Raw genomic sequence first — 16,677 nt, 5'->3', positions numbered from 1 at the left:
GCGGTTCGGTGACGACGAGAGGACGCCCAGTGGCGAGTGAACTCCCGACGCCGGCCGACGACGAGCGCCACGACGTGGTCGACTGGATGCGAGCCGAATGGTCCCAGCGGCGCGATTCGGCCGATCTGGAGTTCGGAACCACGATGGCATTGCTCCGCACGCACCAGTGGATCGTGCGCGCCATGGACCAGGAACTGCGTTCACTTCGACTGTCGCGCAACGCCTATCTCATTCTGACGTCATTGCAACTGTCGGAGCAGCGCACTCGCACGCTCGGCAAGTTGAGCAAGTACCTCATGGTCCACCCCACCACCGTGTCGATGGCGGTCGACCAACTCGTCAAGGCGGGCCTCGTCGAACGCAAAGCCCACGCGACGGATCGCCGCACCGTTCTCGCAACCCTCACCCCGGCCGGCCTGGAGGTGGTCGAGGATGCGAACGATCGCCTCGCCGCAGTGCGCTTCGGCCTGGCGCCCGTCGACACCGACACCCTGGAAGCGCTGATCGAACAACTGCAACAGGTACGTCGCGCCGTCGGTGACGTCGAAACCGGGCACTGAGAGGCGCCAGACGCCCTCCCGCGGTTGAGGTGTCGGACCCGGCCGCCGCATACCCCCGCAATACATCTACCCGACACCCCTTGCCCCATTAGCTTTGACGACCTACTATTCAAACCTAGAATAGTTCTCACGGGACGAGGAACGGGCCGTCCGGCCTCTCAGCGCACGACAACGCTCCCTCGCCGTGATCCCCCAGCCGAGTCACGCACAGGAGCGCACTCCGATGGTTTCATTCGCATTCACCGACGAACACGAAGAGTTCCGAAAGACGCTCGCCGCGTTCAGCGACCGAGTCCTACTCCCCGGCTACCGCGACCGAGCCGCGTCAACGGACTTCCCTTTCGACATTCTGAAGAGGATCGGCGACCTCGGATTGCTGGGCATCGGCCTGCCCGAACAGTACGGCGGCACGGGCGCCGAAGACCCCGTCCTCCTCGGGATCGCCACCGAGACCCTCGCCTATGGCGACGTGAACATGGCATCGGCACCCGTCCAGATCGGGTTGGTCGCCTCTCAACTGGCGCTGTGCCGAGACGAGATCCAGGAGCGCTACCTCCCTCCCCTCATCAACGGGGAGCAGACCATCGCCATCGCGTTGACCGAACCGGGCTCGGGCTCCGATGCGAGTGCACTGACCACCACCGCAACGGCGGTAGAGGGCGGATGGCGCCTCAACGGCGAGAAGACGGCCATCTCCTGGGCGATGAATGCCACTGCGGCACTTGTCTACGCGCGAGAGCCCGGATCCAGCCGTGCCCGGGGTGTCAGTTGCTTCGTCGTGCCGCTCGACGCGGACGGGGTCAGCGTCAGCCACATGCCCGGCATGGGCTGCCTGCCCTTGGGCTGGGGAAGCATTCACCTGTCCGACGTCTTCGTTCCCGAATCGCATCTCGTCGGTGAATTCGGCAAGGGCTTTCACTCGGTCATGGACCACTTCGACTTCAGCCGAGCTGCGCTCGGACTGATGTGCCTCGGCGCCGCGAAACAGAGCCTGGAGGAAGCCGCCGCGTACGCGCAGCAACGGGAGACGTTCGGGCAGCCGCTGTCCGAGCACCAGGGACTCGCGTTCCAATTCGCCGAGCACGCCACTTATCTGGAAGGCGCTCGCTGGATCTGCTACCGGGCGCTGTGGCTCCGGGAAACAGCCCAGCCGCACACCGCCCTGGCGTCGATGAGCAAGTGGTGGCCTCCCGTCGTGGCCAAGAACGCGATCGAGTTCGCCATGCGCGTACACGGAAACCTCGGGTACTCGACCGAATCTCCTCTGCAGCAACGCTACCGCGACGTCACCGCGTACCTCGTCGCGGACGGCACAGCCGAGATCCAGAAACGCATCATCGCGAAGGACATCTTCGCCCGCGGCACCGTATCTCTCTGACCCACCACCCTGAAGGAGCTCACCATGGGAACGCATGAAATCTCACCGCCAAAAGAACTGAAGGACAGCAGCGGGCTGATCGTCGGTGGCACGGCCGGGATCGGGCTCGCGACCGCCGTCGGCCTCGCTCACGCCGGCGCACCGCGCATCATGGTCGTCGGGCGCGGCACGGAACGAGGACACACTGCCGTCGAACGCATCTCGTCCGTCAACTCGACGTGTGAGGTGTCCTTCCTTTCCGCCGACGCGACCACCGCCGACGGCGCCGCCCATATCGCGTCCGAAGCCGAGCGGATTCTGGGCGGCGTCGACATCCTGGTATCCACGACAGCCGCCGACGTCCGGCCGGAACTGTTCGCGAACATTCCCACCGACGACATCGCGCGCATCTTCAACCAACTCGCGCTCCCGTGCATGTATCTCGCGAGCGAGATCGTCCCGCACATGACGGCGAGGAAGGGCGGAGTGATCATCAATCTCGCCTCGGATGCGGGCAAGACCGCTACGCCGGGCGAATCCGTGATCGGGGCAGCGAAGGCGGCGATCGTCATGTTCACCCGCACGCTGGCCATCGAAGCCAAGCGCAGCGGAATCCGCGTGAACGTCCTGACGCCGTCGCTGGTCAACGGCACCGCGTCGACCGAACGCATCACCTCCGACGGGTTCAGTGCCAAACTGTTCGCCAAGGCGGCACAGCAGGCTCACCTCGGCGTACCCGAATCCGAAGACCTCGCTGCGCTCGCCGTCTTCCTCGCGTCCCCCGCCGCCCGCCGGCTGACCGGACAGGCGATCAGCGTCAACGGGGGAATCTCGGCGGCCTGAGAACTGCCTCCGAATCGGGGGCGAAACCCCTCATCTGGGTGACGCATGGGTGCCGTTCATGCATGAGACTCGAGTCACAGCATGAACGGACACCGCGCGACAGCGCCGATACGTCCCGGCGCTGTTCAGCCCACACCAGAGAGCAGGTTGATCATGACGACGGTCGAATCCGCCAACACCACAACAATTCCCGATGAGATAGCACGGCAGATCGTTCTCGCCGAGGGACACACCGACGACGCGAAACTGTACGAGGCGTACCGATGGTTGCGCGAGAACCGGCCACTCGGGCAAGCACGCGTGGAGGGGTACGACCCTCTCTGGCTGGTCAGCAAGCACGCCGATCTGATGGAGATCGAGCGGCAGCCACAGATCTTCAGCGCCGGCGGCGGCGAGGACAAGGGCTCGCACAACCCCATTCTCGCCAACCAGGCCGGCGACGAGTTCACGAAGAAACTCACCGGCGGAAGTCTTCGCATCCTGGACGCGTTGCCCTACCTCGATCCCCCGGAGCACTCCACCGTCAAGGATGTTGCGTTCGACTGGTTCCGGCCGGCCAACCTCAAGAAATGGGAGGAACGCATCCGCGAGACGGCGAAGGAATCCGTCGATCGGCTCGTATCCGGGAGTCAGGACCTCGACGCCGTACAGGAATTCGCGGTGTTCTTCCCGCTGCACGTCATCATGTCGCTGTTCGGTGTGCCGGTCGAAGACGAGCCGCGCATGATGGCACTGACACAGGACCTGTTCGGGGTCGCCGACCCGGATGCGACACGTGAGGACATCGAGAGCCTGTCTCCCGATGCCGCCGCACAGCAGTGGGCAGCGGCGATCTCCGACTTCTACGCCTACTTCGATGTTCTCGTCGAAAGCAGGCGAGCAGAACCACGCGACGATCTGGCGACTCTCATCGCGGTCGCGAAGGATGCCGACGGCGAGTACTTCCCCAAGACGTTCGCCTACGGGTGGTTCGTCGCCATCGCCACCGCCGGCCACGACACCACGGCGAGCACCCTTGCTGGTTGCCTGCAGCAGTTGGCCGCACGTCCCGACATCCTCGAGCGAGTGCAGGGCGACCTCGATCTGGTTCCCCACCTGGTGAACGAAGCGTTGCGGATCGTGTCTCCGGTGAAACAGTTCACCCGAGTCGCACTCACCGATTACGAACTCCGTGGGAGTTCGATCAAGGCCGGCGACCGACTGATGCTGCTGTTCCAATCCGGTAACCGCGACGCCGACGTGTTCGACAACCCGGACACCTTCGACATCGACCGGCGTCCGAACAAGCAGATCGCGTTCGGCTACGGACCGCACATGTGCATCGGCCAGCATCTCGCCAAGCTCGAAATGAAGGTCATGCTCGAGGAACTGCTGCCCAAGCTTCGTCGCGTCGAGGTGACCGGCGAACCCAAGATGATCCAGACCAACTTCGTCGGCGGATTGCGGCACCTCCCCGTCCACCTGACGTTCGCCTGACCAGGTGGTGCGCCGAGACGAAGATGACACTCGGCGCACCACCTTCGAGTGAGAAAGTGCCCTCAGCGCATGACGAAAGTTACCTATCACCTGCCGGACGGGTCGACGGAGCACGTCGATGTCGAACCCGGTGAAACGCTCATGAACGCAGCGCTCCGCAACAACCTCCCCGGCATCGTTGCCGAATGCGGCGGCAGTTGCGCCTGCGCTACGTGTCACGTCCACCTCCCGAAGCAGTACACCCGCTTCTTCGCCGAACCGACGGACGAGGAGACGGATCTGATCGCCTATCTGGACGCCGCGGACGACGATTCTCGCCTGTCCTGCCAGCTCGTCGTCGCTGACGGCGAGGCCGAGATCCACGTTCGCGTCGCAGACAGCAGGTGACGTCGTGACCACGCAAATGCGCGGAAATACCGCAATGAATGCGCGCCACGCCTTCTACGTCGTCGCCGGGATCGCTGCGCTATTCCTGACCTGGCCATTCGCGTTCGACTGGATCGGCGACGGCGGAAACATCCTCAACCCGGTCGAATTCTTCGGAGACGGTATCGAGCCGGGCGGCACCGCCGCGTTCCTGAGCATCGACATGCTGATCGCCTGGACGGTCTTCATCGTCTGGGTGCTCACGGACACCGCACGGATCGGCATGGGCCGGAAGTGGGGCGTGGTCTTCGTGCTCTTGTCCTACATCGGCGTCTCCATGGCCTTTCCGTTCTATCTCGTTGCACGAGAGCGCTTCCTGGCGCGCGCGGCCAGCGGTCGACCCGACGCGAAGACACCGGAGAACCCGGCGTCCCCTGTCGGGCGCGGCTAGCAACCGACCGATCCGAACGACGTCGCCTGTCGTCGGCGCGTGCACCATCTGGCGGTTTCCCAGACAGATCGCGACGTGGCCGGGCCGTCCCGAGCCCCAGTTGCCGAACAGCAGATCGCCCGGCCTCGCGTCGTGCAGCGGGACCTCGACACCGACGTTCCATTGGGTGTCCGTGCAGAACCGACGCGAACCGCTCCGCCAACTCACGGACCTTCGCGACGCACGGCCGGGTCCGGTTCTCGTAGTCGTCGGTCCCTCTGGGCATTCCCCGAATTGGCGTACCGCTCCTATACCTGCGTTGTATCCGGCGAGAGTCAGGTCAAGGGTATCGCCGGATACGAGCCCCTCGGCCTTCCATTCACCGATCTGGCTGTACATCCGTTCTCGACGGAATACAGCGCTGCGAGAACGGGCGCGGAGACTGCCGCCCGTACGTCGCCTCCTGCACACGAGTCTCGACTCCACGTGGAGAAGTTTCACAGGAAGACAGGACCTCTCGGGTGCCGTAGTCCCATCGGGGGTGAAAGGGGGGAGATTGGAGCGAACTTGCCGCTCATCCCTGTTTCCACAGCTTGTGACCTACCTAACATCGCACCTACGCAAGTGATGCCCGTCCTCGGGCGAATACCTGAAATGAGGAGCAGTCGTGCAGATCACCGCCGCCGTAGTCCACGAAGTCGCGGGCGACTTCGCCATCGAGACCGTGTCTCTGAGCGAACCCACGGAACACGAAGTCCTCGTCGAGATCGCCGGCGTCGGTCTCTGCCACACCGATCTGGCCGTCAAGGAGGGCCATCTCCCGTTCCCCCTTCCGGGCGTCGTCGGCCACGAAGGTAGCGGGACGGTCGTGAGGGTCGGATCCGGAGTCACCAAGGTCGCTGCAGGCGACAAGGTCGCGATCAGCTTCAACAGTTGCGGCCAGTGTGCCCACTGTGGGAAGGGCGAGCCTGCGTACTGCCACAATTTCATGGCGTTCAACTTCGGTGGTGTGCGCCCGGACGGCAGTTCGGCACTCACCGCGGGGGACGCCTCGCTCGGCGGCAACTTCTTCGGCCAGTCCTCCCTCGCGACGCATGCCATCGCTCATGAACGCAACGTCGTGAAGGTCGCGGACGATGCCCCTCTCGAACTTGTCGGTCCACTCGGCTGTGGAATCCAGACCGGCGCAGGCGCGGTGTTGAATTCTCTCGACGCCGCTCCAGGATCTTCACTGGTCGTCGTCGGCGCGGGTTCGGTTGGCCTGGCGGCCGTGCTTGCCGCCGTGGTCCGCGAGGTCTGCGTGATCATCGTCGTCGAACCTCACGAGTCGCGGCGCGAGCTCGCGCTGTCTCTCGGCGCGACCCACGTGGTCGATCCTGCGGACGGTGACCTCTCCGAACAGATTCGGGCAGTGGTGCCCGACGGCGTCGACTACGCGATCGACACGACGGCCCTCTTGCCCGTGCTGGACCAGATCCTGCAGTCACTGGGTGTCCGGGGCACGCTCGGCCTGATCGGGGTCCCCGCCGACCCGACCGCCACAATCCCGATCGGCATGATGTCGACGCAGCTGTTCGGTCTGACGATCCGCGGCATCGTCGAGGGGGATGCCGACCCCGACACGTTCATTCCGTACCTTCTCGATCTGCACCGTCAGGGCAGGTTCCCGTTCGACAAGTTGATTACGACAATGCCGTTCTCACAGATCAACGAAGCTGTGGCCGTGCAGCATCGGGGCGAAGCGGTGAAGGTCGTCCTCGTCCACGAACGATGACCGACTCCGCCGTATCGGATACTCCGGAAACAGTGAGGAAGGCCGTTCGATGTCAGTAGGTCTGGAAGCCCGCCCGTCGAGGGCGAGCACTGTCAAGAAGGGCATTCAGGTCGCGCCCACTGCGGTGGGCGCGTTCTACGCGACGTCGATGGAGACGTTCCGATGCATGTTCAAGCGCCCCTTCCACGCTCGCGAGTTCGTTCAGCAGGCATGGTTCATTGCGGGTGTGTCGATCATGCCGGCGCTGCTGATGGCGATTCCCTTCTGCATGATGTTCGTCTACCAGATCAATATTCTGCTGGCCGAGATCGGTGCCGTCGACCTCAGCGGGGCCGGCGCCGGTGTCGCGATCATCCGGGAAATCGGTCCGGTGGTCACCGTTCTCGTGGTTGCCGGCGCCGGTTCGACCGCGATCTGCGCCGATCTGGGATCGCGCACGATTCGCGAGGAAATCGACGCGATGAAGGTGTTGGGAATCGACCCGATTCAGCGTTTGTGTGTGCCGAGGGTGCTGGCGTCGACTCTCATCGGAATGTTCCTCAACGGTCTGGTGTCTGCCGTTGGGTTGGTGGGCGGTTACTTCGCGACGGTCTACATGCAGGGTGCGTCGCCGGGGCAATACGTCACGGCCATCTCGATCCTCACGGGACTGCCCGATTTCCTTGTCAGTGAGGTGAAAGCGGCGGTGTTCGGCATGCTTGCCGGTCTCGTCGCGTGTCATCTGGGACTCAACGCGAAGGGCGGACCCAAGGGAGTGGGAGACGCCGTGAACCAGACCGTCGTATTCAGCTTCCTGCTGCTCTTCCTCGCGAACTCGGTTATCACCACTCTTGCGCTGCACTGACAGCGCTCAACACCTAGCCGCACAGTCGGCTGTCAACGGGAGAATTCTGTGTCGAAAGCTACTCGGACCACCCCGGCGAGACCGGACGTTGCCTGGCTCGCGCTCCGCGCGGTCGGTGCACCGGTTGGTCATCTGGAGGAGATGGGCAGGCAGCTCCACTTCTACAGCCACGCCGTCACCTCCATCCCGCACACGGTTCGGCGTTACCGCAAGGAGACGATCCGACTGCTCGCCGAGGTCAGCATGGGTACCGGCGCCCTTGCGGTGATCGGGGGAACCCTGGTGGTCATCTCTCTTCTCACCACTGCGGTCGGATACGAGGTGGGCCAGCAGGGAGCGACGTCGATGGGCCGCATCGGAATCGGTGCGCTGTCCGGATTCATCTCGGCATTCTTCAATACCCGCGAGGCGATTCCCGTCATCGCCGGCATCGCGCTGACCGCGACGGTCGGTGCGGGTTTCACCGCTCAACTCGGTGCGATGCGGGTGAGCGAGGAGATCGACGCGATGGAGACCATGTCGATCCCGTCGCTCCCCTATCTGGTGACCACTCGCGTCACCGCCGGGGTCATCGCGGTGATTCCGCTGTATGCCGTGGCGTTGTTCGTCGGGTACGTCGCCACGCAATTGGTCACCGAATATCTCGGTGAGGCGAGCGGAACGTACCAGCACTATTTCAACGTCTTCCTCGTGCCGAGTGATGTCGCGTGGTCGATGGTGAAGGTGCTCGCGATGTCGGTGGTGGTGATGTGTGTGCACTGCTACCACGGCTACAACGCGAAGGGCGGGCCGGCGGGAGTCGGTGTCGCGGTCGGACGTGCGGTACGCACGTCCCTGATCTCGATCATGGTCATCGACCTTCTCATCGGAATCGCCGTCTACGGTGGCTCCGCGGGCGCCGTGAAAGTGTCGGGCTGACATGGGTGGCCATATCGAAGAGCGGAGCCGCCGCGTCTACGCGCTCCTGGGTGTGTGTCTGATCGCGTTGATGGCAATCGCGACCGCAGCGTCGGTCGGCATCTACCGCGGATTGTTCCATGCGACCGTCCCGGTCACGCTGTACTCGACGCGGTCAGGGCTGATGCTCGAACCCGGCTCGGACATCAAGATGCGCGATGTCGTCGTCGGCCGGGTGTCGAAGGTACAACTGGTCGACGACCGGGCCGAGATCACCATGGACATCGACGAGAGCCGAACGTCGACGATCCCGGAGAATATCACGGCCGTGATCGATCCGACCACGTTGTTCGGACGCAAGTTCGTCACGCTCGTCCAGCCGGAACATCCCTCGAGCACAATGGTGTCGGCGGGCTCGGTGGTTCGGGGCACCGGCGTGGCCACCGAGGTGAACGATCTCCTCGATTCGCTGGTGACGGTGCTGCGGACCGTGGAACCGCAGAAGGTCAACGCGACGTTGAGTGCGTTGTCGACCTCGTTGCAGGGCCGCGGCGACCAACTCGGGGACATGATGGTCGAGCTCGACGCCTACTTGTCCGAGTTCAACGGCAGCCTTCCCACGTTGCAGCGGGATCTGGTCAAGGGTGCGGAGGTCTCCGATGTCCTCGCCGATGCCGCTCCGGAGCTGCTGCGGACCGTGGATCATGTGAGTACCACCGGGAACACGGTGACCGAACGGGAACAGCAGTTGAGCGCGTTCCTGCTCAGTTTCAGCGGTTTCGGCAACAGCGGGCGGAGCTTCTTCGAGGCTTCCGGTGACCCGTTGGAGAAGTCCCTCGATGCGCTGGAGCCGACGACGGCGCTGCTCGCCCAACATGCGCCGATGTACCCCTGCTTCCTGGCGAGCATGGATCAGACCAACAGGTACCTGGAGCGCACCGTCGGCGGTAGCGACCAGGCCGGGCTGAACATCCTCGGCACTCTGCTGATGGGCGATCCGCCTTACACGTACCCGGAGAACGCGCCGAAGAACGGTGCTGACGGCCCGCCGCGGTGCTACGACCCCGCGCAGGCACCCGGCCATACCGACTTCGACGACGGCAGCAAGGCCTACCAGCCCGCGCACGGAATCGAAGATCTGATCGGCAACCCGTTCGCGCAGTTCATGTTCGGAGGTGCACGCTGATGACGAAGGCACCGGGAATCAAGTTGCTGATCTTCGTCCTGGTCACCTCGTTGACCGGATTCGGTGTGGCGACGGTAGTGGGCAACATGCGCTTCGGCAGCACGAACACCTATCAGGCCGTGTTCTCGAATGCGTCCGGGCTGGGCCACGGGGAAGACGTCAAGGTCGGTGGTGTGCCGATGGGAAAGGTGACTGCGGTGGAGTTGGCCGGAGACGGCACGGCAGTGGTGTCGTTCTCCCTCTCCACCGAACGCCCCCTCACGGCGGGGACGACGGCGCGGATCAAGTACAAGAACCTGATCGGTGACCGTTACGTGGAGCTCTCGAACGGACCTGGCGCGATCGGAGCGCTCGACGGCCCGATCCCCCTCGAGCAGACGACGCCGGCGCTCGACCTCGACCAGGTGGTCAACGGATTCCGTCCTCTCCTACAGGGTCTCGACCCGGATCAGACCAATCAACTGTCCGCCTCCCTGATCGAGGTACTGAACGGTCAGGAGGCGAGTATCGGACGTCTGGTGGCCCAAATCGGAACCCTGAGCAACACATTGGCGGACCGGGATCACGCGATCGGTCAGGTGGTGAGCAATTTCAACACCGTGGTCGGGACCGTGAACAATCGCGGTGACCAGTTCTCGGCACTGATCGACCAACTCCAACGTCTGGTCGCGGGCCTCGACGGCGACCGTGACCTGATCACCAATTCCCTGGTGAACATCGACCATGTCACGGACAGTCTCGCAGGAGTTCTCGACCAGAATCGGCCGGCGATTGCGCAGGACGTGGTTGCGCTGGGCGATCTCGCGGGCAACCTCGACGCGAATACCGACACCCTGAACATGGTGCTGTCCACGCTGCCCGAGAACTACCGTCTCATCAGCCGCGTCGCGGGTTACGGAAGTTTCGTGAACTTCTTCGTCTGCGGTCTCGCTGTCAAGTACGCGCCCGGGCCCGGTGGACTCACGCCGATGTTCAAGGCGCCCGCAGAAAGGTGCCAGTGATGGCTCAGAAGTCCTTCCTCGAGCGCGATGCGTTCCGCATGGGCCTGATCGGAACAGCCGTGCTGATCGGAGTCCTGTTTCTTGCGCTCAACTTCAACTCGATTCCCGGTGTCAACAGGGCCACGACCTACCATGCCGAGTTCGTCGATGCCAGCGGCCTCGCAGTGGGTGATACCACGCAGATCGCCGGTGTGAAAGTCGGAGAGGTGAAGAAGCTTTCGATCGCCGATGGAAGAGTCGACGTGGAATTCGATGTGGACAGCGGCGCGGTCGTGCTCGGTGAGGACACGACGGCGGCGATCAAGGTCGAAACTGCGCTCGGTCGGCGGTACGTGGAGATCACTCCGGGACGCCATGGCGAGCTCGCCGACGACGCCACCATCCCGCTGGCCCACACCAGCTCCGGATACGACATCACCCGGGCGCTCGAGGAGGTCACCGACAAGGTGTCGGAGACCGACACCGTCAACCTGTCCGGCGCGCTCGAGCAGGTCTCCTCGGTCGAAGACGAGCTTCCGCCGGACCTGCGGCCCTCTCTCGACGGCCTGTCCCGTCTGTCCGAGACGGTATCGAGCCGGGACGAGGAACTGCGTCGGTTGCTCGCGGGGGCGGCGGACGTGTCCAAGATCCTCGCGGATCGAGACGGCCAGGTCTCCGCGCTGTTCGGCCAAGGCCAGTCGCTCTTCGCCGCGCTGAACAACCGGGCGGACACCATCCATCGCGTGCTCGTGCAGTCCCGTCAGGTGGCCGATGCGCTCACCGGGCTGTCCCGCGACAACGCGGCAACACTCGGACCCACTCTCGATCAGATGAAGACTCTGGTGGCCACATTGAACAGCAATTACGACAACATCAACGCATCGCTCACCGGCCTCGAACGGTTCGCAAGGCAGGTCGGTGAGGCGGTGGGCAGCGGACCGTTCTTCGGGGTGCTGCTGCACAACATCGTCCCGGCCAATCTGTCCGGGCAGCTTCCGGGAAGTTTCGGGGGGCCGCGCTGATGGCATCGGTACGCGAAATGGCACGGGAACTGCCGGCACGGCTGTTCGCCGTGATGATCGCCGTGGCCCTCGTCGGGTTGCTGACGGCCGCCTGGATCGAAAACCACTCCGTCAACCACGTCACGGCCTACTTCCGGAACACCACCGGCATGTACGTCGGAGACCGGGTGATGATTCTCGGTGTCGAGGTCGGCCGCATCACGACGATCGAACCGGACGGTGAACGGGTCCGGGTGGAGTTCGACTACGACAACGAGTACGACGTCCCCGCCGACGCGAAGGCGGCGGTCGTCGCCCCGACCCTGGTCACCGGCCGCTACATCCAGCTCGCACCGGCGTACTCGGGTGGACCGACCCTCGCGGACGGCGACGAGATCCCCCTCGACCGAACAGCCGTCCCGGTCGAGTTCGACGAGATCAAGAAGCAGGTGGTCAAGCTCAGCGAGGACGCCGGACGCACACCGGAGCATCCGGACGGTTCGCTCAATCGCTTCGTCAGCAGTACCGCTCGTACACTGGGCGGCACGGGCACAGCGCTCCACGACTCTCTCACCCACCTCTCGGACGCCGCCACCACCCTGAACGCGAGCGGCGAGGACCTGTTCGGCACTGTCGAGAACCTGCAGAAGTTCACCACCGCGCTCGCGGCCAGCGATCAGCAGATCCGGGCGTTCAGTGGCGAACTCGCGAACGTCTCGGGGCTGCTCAACGCCAACCGGACCGAACTCGACGCGGTACTGAGCAGCATGGTGACCACCTTTCAGGAAGTCACGAAGTTTATCGAGGACAACCGTGGGGCTCTGGTCGACAATGTCGGGCAGCTCGAAGAGATCACCCGGTTGCTCGTCGACCGCCAGGACACCCTGATGTCGATCCTGCACTCCGGACCGACGGCACTGTCCGACTTCTACAACATCTACGATCCCGACGCCAACTCGCTCACGGGCGCACTCGCGGTGCCCGAGATGCCGGACCCGCGCTCGCTCATCTGCGCACTCTTGACCACGGTCGATGCTCCGGGCGACGAATGCAACACGGCTGCCGGCGCTTTCGCGGCGCCCTTGGCCAACGCCGCGGTGCGGCAGGCGGCACCGATCACCGCCCCGCGTCCCCCGGGAATCACGCCGGGCACTCCCGCACCGAATGATCCCGTCGCCTCCATCACCCAAAGTCTGCAGAACCTCATTCTCCCGGAGGGACCACGATGACGAACTCTCTGCGAAGATCGGCGCTCACGGCAACCATGCTCGTCGGTGTCGTCGCCGCGGCGGCCGGGTGCCGATTCGACGGAATCAATTCGATCGGGCTGCCCGGCAACGCGGTCGGAGGCGACGCCCACGAGGTGACAGTCGAACTGGCGGACATCCAGAACCTGGTCGGCAACTCACCAGTGAAGGCCGGCAACGTCATCGTGGGAAACATCAGCCACATCACGGGCGACAACTGGGGCGCCAAGCTGACCCTCGAGCTCGACCCGGACGCCGAAATCCCCGCAAACGTCAGCGCCAAGCTCGCCCAAACCAGTGTGCTGGGCTCCCAGTACCTCGAGCTCACCGTGCCGCCCGGTACGGAGGGGGTCGGCAGACTCGCCGACGGCGACGTGATCCCCCTCGCCCGCACCAGCCAGTACCCGTCCACCGAGGAGGTGCTCTCGGCACTCGCACTCGTCCTCAACGGAAGTGGATTGCAACAGATCCGCACCGTGACCTCCGAGCTCAACCGCGTTCTGGGCGGCCGCGAGGAATCGCTGCGCAGCCTCTTCGGCAACCTCGAAAAGTTCGTCGGCGGTGTCGACCGACAGCGCGACGACATCGTCCGCGCGATCGACGGGCTCGACCGCCTCGGCGCGGAACTCGCCAGCCAGAATCAGACGATCGATCGGGGAATCACCTCGATCCAACCGGCCCTGCAGATCCTCGACGAACAGCAGAAACAACTCACCACGATGCTGAACGACGTGGGACGGTTCGGCGAGGTGGCCACCGAGGTACTCGAGAGCAGCCGCGACGACCTCGACGCCAATCTGCGGGCTTTGCAGCCGGTGTTGTCGCAGCTCGCCGCGGCCGGCGACCACCTCCCGGAAGCATTGAAGATCGCCGCAACGATCCCGTTCCCGGTGACGACCACCCAGCGCGCCGTCAGGGGTGACTACATGAATCTCTTCCTCACCCTCGACGTCAGCGCCGAGACGGTCGGCGGCAAGGTCCTCGGCAGCATCCCCCTCGACGAGCTGGCGGGGCTGAACCCTGCCCGCCAAGCCGTGGATCCCCTCCTGGCACCCACCGGTGCAACGACATCCGGCCGACCCGCGACGTCCGCACCGCAGAACGGAGCACCGCGCTGATGAGATCGAAACTCGTTCGCTTCCAACTCATCGTGTTCACCGTGGTGGCAGTTCTCGCCGTCGGCAACGCCGCGGTCAACTACCTCGGGTTGAAGCGGGTCACCGGGATCGGCATGTACACGATCACGGCGGAGTTCGACCGCGCCGGAGGGCTCTATGTGAACTCCCTGGTGACGTATCGCGGCGTCGACGTCGGCGTCGTGAAGTCGATCGACCTGGGCCCCGATCGGGCGTCGGCAGAATTGCAGCTGGATTCCGACTTCGCGATTCCCCGGAACAGCCAGGCATTCGTCCGCAGCGTCTCGGCCATCGGCGAGCAGTATCTGGACGTGGTTCCGGCATCCTCCGAAGGCCCCTTCTTCGCGGATGGTGACGTGATCACGAGGGAGAACACCGAGATCCCGGTGCCTGCCTCCGAGGTCGTCGACAAGGTGAACGTGCTCCTGTCGGAGCTGCCCAAGGACGACCTCCGCATCACTGTCGACGAGGCCTACACCGCCTTCGACGGGGCCGGACCGGCCTTGTCGCGACTCATCGACTCCTCGCGTCCTTTGATCGAACTCGCGCAGGCGAAGATCGGTAGCACGAGGACACTCCTCGACGACGCCGAACCCGTCCTCGAGGCCGGAATCGACTCCCGTGCCGACATCGCGAGCTTCGCCCACGATCTCTCCTCGTTCTCCGAGCAGTTGGTGATGAGCGACGCGCAGGTCCGCGGTGTGCTCGACAACGGATCACAGTTCTTCGACACGGTCAGCGGCACACTCGACGACGTCCGCCCCACCGTTCCGCTGCTGCTGGCAAACCTCCAAACGGTCGGCGAGGTCGCGCGAGTGAACATCCCGGGTATCGAGCAGATCCTGGTGATCTATCCGGCCGTGTCGGCATCGATCAACTACATGCACCGGGGAGTCCAGGGCGACGACCGGGTGTACGGTCAGGGCGCCCTCGACGTCAAGCTCGGCAACTCCGCGAACCCGCTCCCCTGCACCGAGGGTTACCAGGAAACCCAGCGTCGCGACCCCAGCGATCTCAGCGCGATCCCCGCACCGGAGAATTCCTACTGCAAGCTGCCGCAGGCAGATCCGCGGGTCGCACGAGGGGCACGGAACATCCCCTGCGCGACGAACCCCGCGGTACGCACCGCCGAGATCGCGAACTGCCCGGGCGGTCTGCCGTCCACGTGGCCGGACATGCTTGCCCGGCCGGGACAACCGTATTCGCCGCCGCCGGTGGATACCGGCGCTCCGAGCACGGGACCGATCTCGACCCCGCCGAGCCCGGACGCCAACGGACCCGGAACCGTCACACCGGCCTCGTGGTCGAACCGACAAGAATTCGGGAGCGGCGCCGGCACCCTCAGCGTTCCCTATGACCCGGTTACCGGAAACTTCCGGGCACCGAACGGCGACCTCTACTCGATCGCCGGCGTTTCCGCACCACACCCGAAGGAGGAATCGACATGGCAGGCACTTCTGCTCCGGTAGAGGTCGAACCCCACCTCGACCAGCCCAGCCCCGACCGACCCGGGGACGACGCCCCGGCGACACCCGACTCCGAGGAGCGGGCACCGACGCGCGGATTCCTCATCGGCCTGGCCACGACCGCGGTGATCGCGATCGCCGCCCTCGTCGTCGGCGGCCTGTCGTGGACCAACCTACGCGCCGAACAGACCGCACAGTCCCGAAACGAGCAGGTCCTCGAGACGGCACGGCAGGTGGTGGTCAACCTCGTGACACTGCGGCACCAGAGCGTCGACGAAGATATCCAACGCGTCGCGGACGGCACCACAGGACCGTTCCGCGACCAATTCACCAGCGCGTCGGGCAGTTTCGGCGACGTGCTGAACCAGGGCCAGGTCGAGTCGACCGGTGAAGTGAAGGAAGCCGGTCTCGTCGAGGCCGACGACGACCACGCTGTGGTCCTCGCCGCCGTGACGTCCACGGTCAAGAACACCGAGGCGCCCGACGGCGAGATCCGCGTCTACCGCATGAAGGTCTCCCTCGATTCGGCGGACGGCAACTGGCTCGTCTCGGATGTGGAGTTCGTAGCATGAGAAACACACTCACCCGGATACCCGAGGCCATCGCCACCTGGTCCTACGCGCGGCGGCGGGCCACCCGCTACCTCGCCGTGCTTCTCGCCGGCGGACTCGTCGCGGTCGCAGCGGCCGTCACCCTCCAGGTCCACGATCATCGCAAGGTCGACAGTGCGGAGGCACAGGCGCGTGAACGCGCCACTCAACTGGTCGCCGACGTGTTGTCGTACGACTTCAACACCATCGAGACGCATTTCACCGACGTACTTCCCAGTCTGGGTGGCGATCTGCGCGGCCAGTTCGACACTGTAGGCAAAGAGGTCATCATTCCGTCGGCGAAACAGCGCCAGGTCGTCACCTCGGCGACCGTCGTCGAATCCTCCGTCGTGTCCGCATCGGAAGACGCGGTGACGCTGCTGTTCTTCGTCAACCAGTCGACCACCAGCACCGACGGCGCCGCACCGAAGTTGGACGGAAGTCGCGTGCGGGTCGGCATGACCGAGCAGGAGGGTACGTGGGTCATGACGGAAATGACCCCGGTCTGACGGCTTCCCGAAACA

The 16,677-nt window shown here is 64.6% G+C and carries 17 protein-coding genes and 1 pseudogene; 17 read left to right on the top strand and 1 reads right to left on the bottom strand.

Features of this window, described 5'->3' with window-relative positions:
- Positions 1–29: 29 nt before the first annotated feature.
- The 6 genes from P3H15_RS13360 to P3H15_RS13335 all read left to right on the top strand — a co-directional run bounded on the left by P3H15_RS13360 (position 30) and on the right by P3H15_RS13335 (position 5,053).
- Entirely contained in the window at positions 30–560 is a 531-nt protein-coding gene (locus tag P3H15_RS13360; RefSeq protein ID WP_276137675.1) for a MarR family winged helix-turn-helix transcriptional regulator, read from the top strand.
- 223 nt (positions 561–783) lie between these two features.
- Positions 784–1,938 (top strand): acyl-CoA dehydrogenase family protein, encoded by a 1,155-nt coding sequence (locus P3H15_RS13355; protein ID WP_276137674.1) that lies wholly within the window; start codon positions 784–786, stop codon positions 1,936–1,938.
- Positions 1,939–1,962: 24 nt separating this feature from the next.
- Positions 1,963–2,760: an SDR family NAD(P)-dependent oxidoreductase gene (locus P3H15_RS13350; protein WP_276137673.1), complete on the top strand. Its 798-nt coding sequence runs from the start codon at positions 1,963–1,965 to the stop codon at positions 2,758–2,760.
- A gap of 153 nt (positions 2,761–2,913) precedes the next feature.
- Positions 2,914–4,236, top strand: a complete 1,323-nt coding sequence (locus P3H15_RS13345; RefSeq protein ID WP_276137672.1) for a cytochrome P450 — start codon at positions 2,914–2,916, stop codon at positions 4,234–4,236.
- A 69-nt stretch (positions 4,237–4,305) separates the two neighbouring features.
- On the top strand, positions 4,306–4,623 hold the full coding sequence (locus P3H15_RS13340; protein WP_276137671.1) for a 2Fe-2S iron-sulfur cluster-binding protein: 318 nt from the start codon (positions 4,306–4,308) through the stop codon (positions 4,621–4,623).
- Between the two features lie 4 nt (positions 4,624–4,627).
- Positions 4,628–5,053, top strand: a complete 426-nt coding sequence (locus P3H15_RS13335; RefSeq protein WP_276137670.1) for a DUF2834 domain-containing protein — start codon at positions 4,628–4,630, stop codon at positions 5,051–5,053.
- Here P3H15_RS13335 and P3H15_RS13330 read toward each other — a convergent pair.
- Positions 5,024–5,475 (bottom strand): annotated as a pseudogene (locus P3H15_RS13330) (NlpC/P60 family protein); the annotation flags it as partial. The gene P3H15_RS13335 and the pseudogene P3H15_RS13330 overlap by 30 nt on opposite strands.
- Before the next feature lie 224 nt (positions 5,476–5,699).
- Here P3H15_RS13330 and P3H15_RS13325 point away from each other — a divergent pair.
- From P3H15_RS13325 to P3H15_RS13275, 11 genes are all read left to right on the top strand, one after another.
- A complete protein-coding gene (locus tag P3H15_RS13325; RefSeq protein WP_276137669.1) occupies positions 5,700–6,806 on the top strand; it encodes an NAD(P)-dependent alcohol dehydrogenase in 1,107 nt (368 codons plus the stop codon).
- Between the two features lie 49 nt (positions 6,807–6,855).
- Complete coding sequence (locus P3H15_RS13320; RefSeq protein ID WP_276137668.1) at positions 6,856–7,650, top strand: ABC transporter permease; 795 nt, start codon at positions 6,856–6,858, stop codon at positions 7,648–7,650.
- Between the two features lie 141 nt (positions 7,651–7,791).
- Positions 7,792–8,568 carry an ABC transporter permease gene (locus P3H15_RS13315; protein WP_276137708.1) on the top strand — a complete coding sequence of 259 codons (777 nt, stop codon included), beginning with the start codon at positions 7,792–7,794 and terminating at the stop codon, positions 8,566–8,568.
- 1 nt (position 8,569) lies between these two features.
- Complete coding sequence (locus P3H15_RS13310; RefSeq protein ID WP_276137667.1) at positions 8,570–9,733, top strand: MCE family protein; 1,164 nt, start codon at positions 8,570–8,572, stop codon at positions 9,731–9,733.
- Positions 9,733–10,734: an MCE family protein gene (locus tag P3H15_RS13305; protein ID WP_276137666.1), complete on the top strand. Its 1,002-nt coding sequence runs from the start codon at positions 9,733–9,735 to the stop codon at positions 10,732–10,734. The genes P3H15_RS13310 and P3H15_RS13305 overlap by 1 nt, the downstream gene beginning before the upstream one ends.
- Positions 10,734–11,735, top strand: a complete 1,002-nt coding sequence (locus tag P3H15_RS13300) for an MCE family protein (RefSeq protein ID WP_276137665.1) — start codon at positions 10,734–10,736, stop codon at positions 11,733–11,735. Before P3H15_RS13305 ends, P3H15_RS13300 begins: the two co-directional genes overlap by 1 nt.
- Positions 11,735–12,943: an MCE family protein gene (locus P3H15_RS13295; RefSeq protein ID WP_276137664.1), complete on the top strand. Its 1,209-nt coding sequence runs from the start codon at positions 11,735–11,737 to the stop codon at positions 12,941–12,943. Before P3H15_RS13300 ends, P3H15_RS13295 begins: the two co-directional genes overlap by 1 nt.
- A complete protein-coding gene (locus P3H15_RS13290; RefSeq protein WP_276137663.1) occupies positions 12,940–14,079 on the top strand; it encodes an MCE family protein in 1,140 nt (379 codons plus the stop codon). The genes P3H15_RS13295 and P3H15_RS13290 overlap by 4 nt, the downstream gene beginning before the upstream one ends.
- Positions 14,079–15,566 carry an MCE family protein gene (locus P3H15_RS13285; RefSeq protein WP_276137662.1) on the top strand — a complete coding sequence of 496 codons (1,488 nt, stop codon included), beginning with the start codon at positions 14,079–14,081 and terminating at the stop codon, positions 15,564–15,566. The genes P3H15_RS13290 and P3H15_RS13285 overlap by 1 nt, the downstream gene beginning before the upstream one ends.
- Positions 15,542–16,135: a hypothetical protein gene (locus P3H15_RS13280; RefSeq protein WP_276137661.1), complete on the top strand. Its 594-nt coding sequence runs from the start codon at positions 15,542–15,544 to the stop codon at positions 16,133–16,135. Before P3H15_RS13285 ends, P3H15_RS13280 begins: the two co-directional genes overlap by 25 nt.
- Positions 16,132–16,662 (top strand): hypothetical protein, encoded by a 531-nt coding sequence (locus tag P3H15_RS13275; protein ID WP_276137660.1) that lies wholly within the window; start codon positions 16,132–16,134, stop codon positions 16,660–16,662. The genes P3H15_RS13280 and P3H15_RS13275 overlap by 4 nt, the downstream gene beginning before the upstream one ends.
- Positions 16,663–16,677 lie beyond the last annotated feature (15 nt).

The organism is Rhodococcus sp. T2V, from assembly GCF_029269925.1.
In the GTDB taxonomy this organism is placed as follows: Bacteria; Actinomycetota; Actinomycetes; order Mycobacteriales; family Mycobacteriaceae; genus Rhodococcus_F; species Rhodococcus_F koreensis.
The sequence above is the reverse complement of the archived record's forward strand: the minus strand, read 5'-3'. Positions and strand labels throughout refer to the sequence as shown.

Excerpts from the sequence above, each read along its gene's own strand:
- P3H15_RS13355 (WP_276137674.1), top strand. The coding sequence starts at position 784 with ATGGTTTCATTCGCATTCACCGACGAACACGAAGAGTTCCGAAAGACG.
- P3H15_RS13350 (WP_276137673.1), top strand. The coding sequence starts at position 1,963 with ATGGGAACGCATGAAATCTCACCGCCAAAAGAACTGAAGGACAGCAGC.
- P3H15_RS13345 (WP_276137672.1), top strand. The coding sequence starts at position 2,914 with ATGACGACGGTCGAATCCGCCAACACCACAACAATTCCCGATGAGATA.
- P3H15_RS13340 (WP_276137671.1), top strand. The coding sequence starts at position 4,306 with ATGACGAAAGTTACCTATCACCTGCCGGACGGGTCGACGGAGCACGTC.
- P3H15_RS13320 (WP_276137668.1), top strand. The coding sequence starts at position 6,856 with ATGTCAGTAGGTCTGGAAGCCCGCCCGTCGAGGGCGAGCACTGTCAAG.
- P3H15_RS13315 (WP_276137708.1), top strand. The coding sequence starts at position 7,792 with ATGGGCAGGCAGCTCCACTTCTACAGCCACGCCGTCACCTCCATCCCG.
- P3H15_RS13310 (WP_276137667.1), top strand. The coding sequence starts at position 8,570 with ATGGGTGGCCATATCGAAGAGCGGAGCCGCCGCGTCTACGCGCTCCTG.
- P3H15_RS13305 (WP_276137666.1), top strand. The coding sequence starts at position 9,733 with ATGACGAAGGCACCGGGAATCAAGTTGCTGATCTTCGTCCTGGTCACC.
- P3H15_RS13300 (WP_276137665.1), top strand. The coding sequence starts at position 10,734 with ATGGCTCAGAAGTCCTTCCTCGAGCGCGATGCGTTCCGCATGGGCCTG.
- P3H15_RS13295 (WP_276137664.1), top strand. The coding sequence starts at position 11,735 with ATGGCATCGGTACGCGAAATGGCACGGGAACTGCCGGCACGGCTGTTC.
- P3H15_RS13290 (WP_276137663.1), top strand. The coding sequence starts at position 12,940 with ATGACGAACTCTCTGCGAAGATCGGCGCTCACGGCAACCATGCTCGTC.
- P3H15_RS13285 (WP_276137662.1), top strand. The coding sequence starts at position 14,079 with ATGAGATCGAAACTCGTTCGCTTCCAACTCATCGTGTTCACCGTGGTG.
- P3H15_RS13280 (WP_276137661.1), top strand. The coding sequence starts at position 15,542 with ATGGCAGGCACTTCTGCTCCGGTAGAGGTCGAACCCCACCTCGACCAG.
- P3H15_RS13275 (WP_276137660.1), top strand. The coding sequence starts at position 16,132 with ATGAGAAACACACTCACCCGGATACCCGAGGCCATCGCCACCTGGTCC.